Here is a 7313-nt window from a genome sequence, read left to right as displayed (position 1 = left end):
CCTCCCCACAGTGGCTTGTCGCTAATTTCTCTGGAGTCAACATGGCGCAATTTGTCTATACCATGAATCGCGTGAGCAAGGTCGTTCCACCCAAACGCGAAATTCTGCACGATATCTCTTTATCCTTTTTCCCCGGTGCCAAAATCGGTGTTCTCGGCCTCAATGGCTCAGGCAAGTCGACACTGCTTCGCATCATGGCCGGTGTCGATACCGAATTTAACGGCGAGGCACGCCCCCAGCCCGGCACCAAAATTGGCTATTTATCCCAAGAGCCCGCGCTCGACCCAACAAAAGATGTGCGCGGCAATGTTGAAGATGGTGTTGCCGAAGCAAAAAACGCCCTCACTGAACTCGATGCGCTCTACGCTGCGTATGCCGAGCCCGACGCCGACTTTGACGCCTTGGCGAAACGCCAAGCTGAGCTAGAAGACATTATTCAGGCGACCGATGCCCACAACCTCGACCACAAGCTGGAGGTTGCCGCTGACGCGCTGCGTCTGCCACCCTGGGACGCCGACGTCAGCAAGCTGTCTGGTGGTGAGCGCCGCCGTGTCGCCCTGTGTCGCTTACTGCTATCTAACCCCGATATGCTGCTGCTAGACGAACCAACTAACCACTTGGACGCGGAGTCCGTGGGCTGGTTGGAACGGTTCTTGTGTGACTTCCCCGGTACTGTGGTTGCCATCACCCACGATCGCTATTTCCTCGACAATGCCGCCGGCTGGATTCTGGAACTCGACCGGGGTCGCGGCATTCCCTACGAGGGCAATTATTCAGATTGGCTGGAAGCCAAGGACGCCCGTCTTGCCCAGGAAGCCAAGTCCGACGCCTCGCGCAAAAAGACCATTGCCGCCGAATTGGAGTGGGTGCGCAGCAACGCCAAGGGTCGCCAGAGTAAAAGTAAGGCTCGTTTAGCGCGCTTCGAAGAGTTGAACTCGCAAACATTCCAGAACCGCAGCGAAACCAACGAAATCTATATTCCACCAGGACCGCGTCTGGGCGACAAAGTAATTGAAGTCAATGGTGTTAGTAAAAGCTATGGTGACCGATTACTTATCAACGACCTCAGTTTCAGCATTCCACCGGGTGCCATTGTCGGCATCATCGGTGGTAACGGTGCAGGTAAATCGACCCTGCTGCGGATGATGACAGGCAAAGAGCAGCCCGATAGCGGCGAAATCGTTATTGGCGAAACCGTAAAGCTGGTATCTGTAGAGCAGATGCGCGACGACCTCGACGACAAGCAAACCGTTTGGGAAGCCGTCTCTGAAGGTCACGACATCTTGCGTATCGGCAGTTATGAAGTACCGTCGCGGGCCTACATCGGCCGCTTCAACTTTAAGGGTAGCGACCAGCAGAAGCGGGTTGGTGAGTTGTCTGGTGGTGAACGCGGCCGCCTGCACTTGGCCTGCACCTTAAAAGAGGGCGGCAACGTCTTGCTGCTCGATGAACCCTCCAACGACTTGGATGTAGAAACCCTGCGCGCACTGGAAGACGCTCTGCTCGACTTCCCCGGCTGCGCCCTGGTCATCTCCCACGATCGCTGGTTCCTCGACCGTATCGCCACTCACATCCTCGCCTACGAAGGCGACAGCGACGTGGTGTTCTTTGAAGGTAATTACACGGAATACCACGAGGATTTTGTACAGCGTAAAGGTAAGAATGCGGGGCCGAAGCGGGTGAAGTATAAAAAGCTGAAGTAAAGCTGAATGCTGGACGGGAGATGGGAGACGCTTAAAGACATTCGCTCCGCTCACAAATACCCACATTCGCGGGCATGACATTATCGAAGTCCGAGTTATTAGCTTTGTCGCCCTTGCGAAAGCGAGGGCCCATCTTTTGCGTATACCGTCTCCCGTCAAGCGTCTACCCGCGTCAGACGCCTGACTAGCGCGGCAATCGCCGCGCTAAGTCATCTTCGCCACTACACTCAGTGGCAATACCTTCATCGCCAAACCCACTGCAACCCAAGGCCAGCCAGGTACTTTGGCTTCAGCGGGTTCTTTTTCTATGGCTTTTACCATCGCCACACAGCCGGTTTTTAAGTCCACTCGCAGCGGGGCCTTTTTAAGGCCGGAGTTTATCGGCGTGAGGATAAAGCCCGGCAGTATGCAGCTGACTTTAATTGGTGTGCCAATCATGTCGGCGCGAATACCTTCCGTCATATTACGTAAGCCCGCTTTGCTCGCCGCGTAAACATTTAGCGCTCGCGCCGCGCCACGCACCGCACTCATCGATGACACGGTGACTAAATGGCCACTGTTTTGGGCGCGAAATATTTCCAGCGCGGCTTCACACTGTGCCAGTGCACCAATAAAATTGGTTTCTGCGGTTTGGCGATTCGCTTCAAAATAGCCTGTGCCTAGAGAGGCACCTTTGCCCATACCGGCGTTTACAATAACGCGATCCAAACTACCAAGATCATCGCGAAAGGCGCGAAACACCTCGAAGACTTTGTCGTAATCACAGACATCCAATTCGCGAATAAAGATTTTTACATTTGGGTAGGCCGCCTCTAGTTCAGTCTTAAGTGCCTGCATAGGCTCAATTCGACGGGCACATAAGGCCAGATTGCAACCCTTCGCCGCAAATTCCCGGGCCATACCTTCACCCAAGCCCGAGCTTGCACCAGTAATAAGAATATTTTTGCGCATAATATTTTCCGTGTTAACGATAACTGAGAAGTTCGCGATGGTGGCCATCAAAGTGGCTGTGCTCATTAATGCTAAGCAACTTCATACCTGACTGGCCACAGAGAATTTTGCTATAGGCGGCATTGGCCAACTGCCAACTCAATTCGGCGGTACTGCTAGGGGTTAAACCCAGCACCTGACCGCACACCGCCGAAATAGCACCACCAGAGGTAAATACAAAGACATTGCCTTTTGTACTGCTAGCAGCGGCCTCTACTGCTCGGCGAATGCGCGCGCTAAATTGCGCCCAGCTCTCACTGTAGTCGCTATCGTATTGGCCGCTGACCCAGCGTTGCATCGCCTTGGCAAAATGAGATTGAAAGCCGGCGCGGGGTTTATCACCGGCCATATCTGCGACCATTTGTTCCCCAACACCGGGTAGCGCAGTATAAGCTTGCAGTAAATCGAGGTGATCGTATTCATTCCAATCAGGGTCGATTTGCCAGGACAACGACGTGACATCGACGCCCATACCTGAGATACAAGACTCAGCCGTCTGCCGATGGCGCTTCATACCGCCACAAATAACGTGCTGTGCTTGCAAACCATTTACGGCAAAAGTCTGCCCTAAATGCTTCCCCTGTTTTTCGCCCAAAAGCGACAACTGATCATAGTCTTCGGCATCAAAAGAAGCCTGGCCATGGCGAATTAGATACAAGGCAGGCATCAGCCCCGCTCCCGAATTATGCGGCGGCAACGGCGGTCAAGATACCAGACCACCACCCAAAAATTTTTAAATGCTGGGTTATCAGTTTGCTTATGATAATAACGGTAATAAATTTGTTGGATAATACCCGCGAGTCGAAACAAGCCAAACACCTCATAAAATGCCCAGTTATCGACTTTTATACCCATTTTTTCACAGTAATACTTAAGTACCTCGTCGCGGCTCAACATACCCGGTAGGTGCGTGGGCTGGCGCCGAGTAGACCGTAAAAAGCGGTCATCGTCGGCCTGCACCCAATAGGCCAAGGCGCTGCCCAAATCCATTAGCGGATCGCCTAAGGTCGCCATTTCCCAGTCGAGAATACCCAGCACCGCGCTTGGGTTAGCGGGATTGAGAACCACATTATCAAAGCGAAAATCATTGTGAATTACACAACTGCGCACGTCGCTAGGGGTATTTTCGTCAAGCCAAGCCATGACCTTGTTAAACGAAGGTACATTCCAGGTTTTGGCTTTGGTGTAACGTCCACTCCAGCCTTTAACTTGGCGCTCGCAATAGCCCTCGCCCTTACCCAAAGAATCTAATCCTGCGGCCTGATAATCTACCTGATGCAAAGCAACCAGTTTATCGACCACCGACAGGCATAAATCCCGCGTCTGCTCAGTGCTAAGCACCAAGCCCTTAGGCATATTGGCGCGGGGAATTAAACCCGGAATACGCCGCATCACATAAAAATCGCAATCGATTACCGCAGGGTCATCACAAAACGCCAGCATCTCTGGTACATAGGGAAACACCGGCGCCAAGGCGGCCTGTACCTTATATTCCCGCCCCATATCGTGGGCGGATTTGGCTTTGGTGCCCTTGGGTGGCCGCCGCAATATCAAGTCGTGGCTTGGGTATTCCAATCGGTAGGTCCAGTTAGAAGCACCGCCGCTGTATTGGGTGACTACTGGTTCACCACTTAATCCGGGAATATGCAGCTTTAACCACGTATCCACCGCCGCAATATCCAACTCTTCGCCACTGCGCACACCACCGGCAACGTCAATTAAAGCGCTATTTTCTAGCATCGCGCTTACTCATCATACGATTGGTTTGCTTTAGCATCATGGCGCGGAAGCGTGGAAACGGTAACCAGCGTTTTAACCGCCAAATTTTGCGCCCTTCGGGGTGGGGCAAAATATAAAATTCGCGTTTTTCAATGGCAGCGAAGACGCGACTGGCAATTTCGTCGGCGCCGAGCTTAGCCTTGTTTACCAAACGCTGGGTAGCCGCTTGGGAATCAGGATCAGAGGCGCGCACCGACTCCGCCAAATTGGTGCGAAAGAAACTCGGGCAAACCACGGAAACCGCAATATTGTCTGGGTCTAGCTCCAAAGTTAGCACCTCAGATATTGCCACTACCGCAGCTTTGGTCGCGCAATAAGAAGCCATTTTCGGCGGTGAAATCAAACCTGCCAAGGAAGCAATATTGACCAAGTGACCACTACCCTGTGCCTGCATGAGTTTGGCGAAAACCTTGCAGCCCCGCACCACGCCCAAGACATTAATATCGACTACCCACTCCCAATCACTGAGCGGAAATTCGGTTATCCCACCGGCAGTTGCTACGCCGGCGTTATTGACCACGACATCGACGCCGCCCCACTCACTGAGTAGCCAATCAGCAGCGGTTTGCAAGGCGCTCTCTTGGGTCACATCGCAATGGCAGTAATGCGCTGTGGTCTTAGCCTGCAATACAGCCAAGGCCTCAGCGCCCCGACCATCGTTTACGTCACCAATACACACCCAGTAACCCGCGTCGGCAAAGCATTTAGCCAGTGCCAAGCCCAAGCCCGAGGCGCCACCCGTAATAAAAACCCGTTTTGCTGTCATCTACTATTTACTCCCGCATAGCCCAATGCCTCTGGCTTTTATTTATATAGGACTATTTGTATTTAGCCATTTCCATTCTGGCAATCAGGCCTCGATGTACTTCGTCAGGACCGTCGGCCAAACGCAGCACCCGCGCCATGGCAAACATACCCGCCAAGGGCGTGTCATTAGATACCCCGGCGCCACCGTGAATTTGGATGGCGGCATCGACTACGTCTTGCAGCACATTCGGGGCCACGACTTTAATCGCAGAAATTTCGGTTAACGCTGATAAGGCGCCAACGTTGTCGATCTTCCATGCTGCATACAATGTCAGGAGCCGCGCCTGATCAATAGCGATACGTAAGTTGGCGATACGTTCTTGATTACCGCCCAAATTAATCAGCGGTTTACCAAAGGCAACCCGTGACTTACCGCGTTTAATCATTAGCTCTAAAGCTTTTTCTGCGGCGCCCAGTGCCCGCATGCAGTGATGTATTCTGCCGGGGCCAAGACGCCCCTGCGCTATTTCAAAGCCGCGACCCGCGCCGAGGATCATATTCTTCTTGGGTACCCGCACATTTTCAAACCACACTTCGCCGTGCCCCTCGGGCTCATCATAGGCATTGAACACCGGCAGCATACGCTTAATAACCACACCAGGTGTTTTCATCGGCACCAGCACCATTGAATGCTGACTGTGGCGAGCAGCTTCCGGGTTACTCACCCCCATAAAAATGCCAATTTCGCAGCGTGGATCACCCACACCAGAAGACCACCATTTCTTGCCGTTAAGAATAAGATCGTCGCCATCTTCGATAATGGTTGCTTCCATATTCGTCGCATCTGAGGACGCGACATCTGGCTCAGTCATAAAAAATACTGAGCGAATTTTGCCCTCGAGCAGCGGCTCTAACCATTGCTGTTTTTGCTCTTCGCTGCCGTACTTCCACAACACTTCCATATTGCCGGTATCCGGCGCATTGCAATTGAATATCTGTGGCGCGATATGCGAACGCCCCATCTCTTCAGCCAAGGGCGCGTATTCCAAGGTGGACAAGCCAGCACCGCGTTCAGCGTCATGCAGAAAGAAATTCCACAAACCCAACTCTTTGGCTTCAGCCTTGAGCTCTTCGATTCTCGGATCGACCTGCCATTTAGTCCAATCGCCGCCATGGCGGCCAGCAAGCATCGCTGGCAGCAATTCAGACTCTAAGGGCTCTACGCGGTCCTTGATAAAGGCGCGCACTTGGTCGATTAATTCTTGGCAACGGGGGCTGTGACTAAAATCCATGACGTACTCTCCTCGATTATCCCATCAAACATACGGCTTGATTAAATATCAGTCTAATTTATTTCATAAATGCTATATCATCATTATTGTGAATAAGTTAAATAGCGAGACTTATGGATCTGAATCTCTTTAAAGTCTTTGACGCCGTCTACCGCGCCAACTCCCTTACCGAGGCCGCCAAAGACCTGCACATTACCCAGCCCGCGGTCAGCAATGCCCTTGCGCGTTTGCGCATGCACTTTGACGACCCACTGTTTGTGCGCCGCGGCCGGAGCATCGCCCCCACCCCCTTAGCCGACAGTATTGCCGCCGACATCAGCAATTCATTAATTTCACTCCAAGAGAGTTTGCATCGCGGTCAGCAGTTCGACCCCACCACGTCTAAGCGCCGGTTTATTATCAGTATGGGCGACCCAATTGAATTCGTGGCCCTACCCAGTTTAATTAGTCAATTACAAGAATATGCACCCGGCATACGCCTGCAAAGCCAGCGTTTGGTTCGCGATCAGCTCAGCCGTCAATTAATCAGTGGCGAGATCTCGATGGCCATTGATATACCCCAAGCCGTTGACCCGAGCATTCACCAGCAATTTTTATTTAAAGATGATTTATGGGTGATGATGCGCCAAGGCCACCCCCTGGGCGAGCAAACACTAAGTCTTAAAAACTACCTACAGGCCCAGCATATTTCGGTGTCCGGCCGCAGCCGTGGTAGCGTGATTGAAGACGCCGCCCTCAATCGCAAAGGCCTAAACCGAAATATTATTTTGCGTGGCCAAAGCTATTATTCCGCCAGCCATAT

General features: G+C 52.5%; 7 protein-coding genes. 2 read left to right on the top strand and 5 right to left on the bottom strand.

The genetic code is table 11. The annotated features are described in order from the left end of the window. Window positions 1-41 precede the first annotated feature (41 nt). On the top strand, window positions 42-1703 hold the full coding sequence (ettA, locus tag ABYT30_RS13070) for an energy-dependent translational throttle protein EttA (protein ID WP_373096884.1): 1662 nt from the start codon (window positions 42-44) through the stop codon (window positions 1701-1703). 204 nt (window positions 1704-1907) lie between these two features. Here the strand turns inward: ettA and ABYT30_RS13065 are convergent, their stop codons facing one another. The 5 genes from ABYT30_RS13065 to ABYT30_RS13045 are packed head-to-tail and all read right to left on the bottom strand — an operon-like array spanning window position 1908 to window position 6511. Next, a complete protein-coding gene (locus ABYT30_RS13065) occupies window positions 1908-2654 on the bottom strand; it encodes an SDR family oxidoreductase (protein WP_373096882.1) in 747 nt (248 codons plus the stop codon). 13 nt (window positions 2655-2667) lie between these two features. After that, the gene (locus ABYT30_RS13060) at window positions 2668-3360 is read right to left on the bottom strand and encodes a histidine phosphatase family protein (protein ID WP_373096881.1); all 693 of its coding nucleotides are present in this window, start codon (window positions 3358-3360) and stop codon (window positions 2668-2670) included. Further along, window positions 3360-4433, bottom strand: a complete 1074-nt coding sequence (locus ABYT30_RS13055; RefSeq protein WP_373096879.1) for a phosphotransferase family protein — start codon at window positions 4431-4433, stop codon at window positions 3360-3362. Before ABYT30_RS13055 ends, ABYT30_RS13060 begins: the two co-directional genes overlap by 1 nt. Further along, window positions 4420-5238, bottom strand: coding sequence for an SDR family oxidoreductase (locus ABYT30_RS13050; RefSeq protein WP_373096877.1), 819 nt, complete (start codon window positions 5236-5238; stop codon window positions 4420-4422). The genes ABYT30_RS13055 and ABYT30_RS13050 overlap by 14 nt, the downstream gene beginning before the upstream one ends. Window positions 5239-5290: 52 nt before the next feature. After that, entirely contained in the window at window positions 5291-6511 is a 1221-nt protein-coding gene (locus ABYT30_RS13045; protein ID WP_373083587.1) for an acyl-CoA dehydrogenase family protein, read from the bottom strand. A gap of 113 nt (window positions 6512-6624) precedes the next feature. Here ABYT30_RS13045 and ABYT30_RS13040 point away from each other — a divergent pair. Continuing rightward, window positions 6625-7313 (top strand): LysR family transcriptional regulator (locus ABYT30_RS13040; RefSeq protein WP_373096875.1); only part of this gene is annotated, 689 nt, incomplete at its 3' end.

Origin of the sequence: Zhongshania sp., assembly GCF_041623545.1 — a bacterium.
Classification (GTDB): domain Bacteria; phylum Pseudomonadota; class Gammaproteobacteria; order Pseudomonadales; family Spongiibacteraceae; genus Spongiibacter.
The sequence above is the reverse complement of the archived record's forward strand: the minus strand, read 5'-3'. Positions and strand labels throughout refer to the sequence as shown.

What these genes read in the sequence shown, in the direction of transcription:
- ABYT30_RS13060 (WP_373096881.1), bottom strand. Translation starts at nt 3,360, where the DNA reads ATGCCTGCCTTGTATCTAATTCGCCATGGCCAGGCTTCTTTTGATGCC.
- ABYT30_RS13050 (WP_373096877.1), bottom strand. Translation starts at nt 5,238, where the DNA reads ATGACAGCAAAACGGGTTTTTATTACGGGTGGCGCCTCGGGCTTGGGC.
- ABYT30_RS13065 (WP_373096882.1), bottom strand. Translation starts at nt 2,654, where the DNA reads ATGCGCAAAAATATTCTTATTACTGGTGCAAGCTCGGGCTTGGGTGAA.
- ABYT30_RS13055 (WP_373096879.1), bottom strand. Translation starts at nt 4,433, where the DNA reads ATGCTAGAAAATAGCGCTTTAATTGACGTTGCCGGTGGTGTGCGCAGT.
- ABYT30_RS13045 (WP_373083587.1), bottom strand. Translation starts at nt 6,511, where the DNA reads ATGGATTTTAGTCACAGCCCCCGTTGCCAAGAATTAATCGACCAAGTG.
- ettA (WP_373096884.1), top strand. Translation starts at nt 42, where the DNA reads ATGGCGCAATTTGTCTATACCATGAATCGCGTGAGCAAGGTCGTTCCA.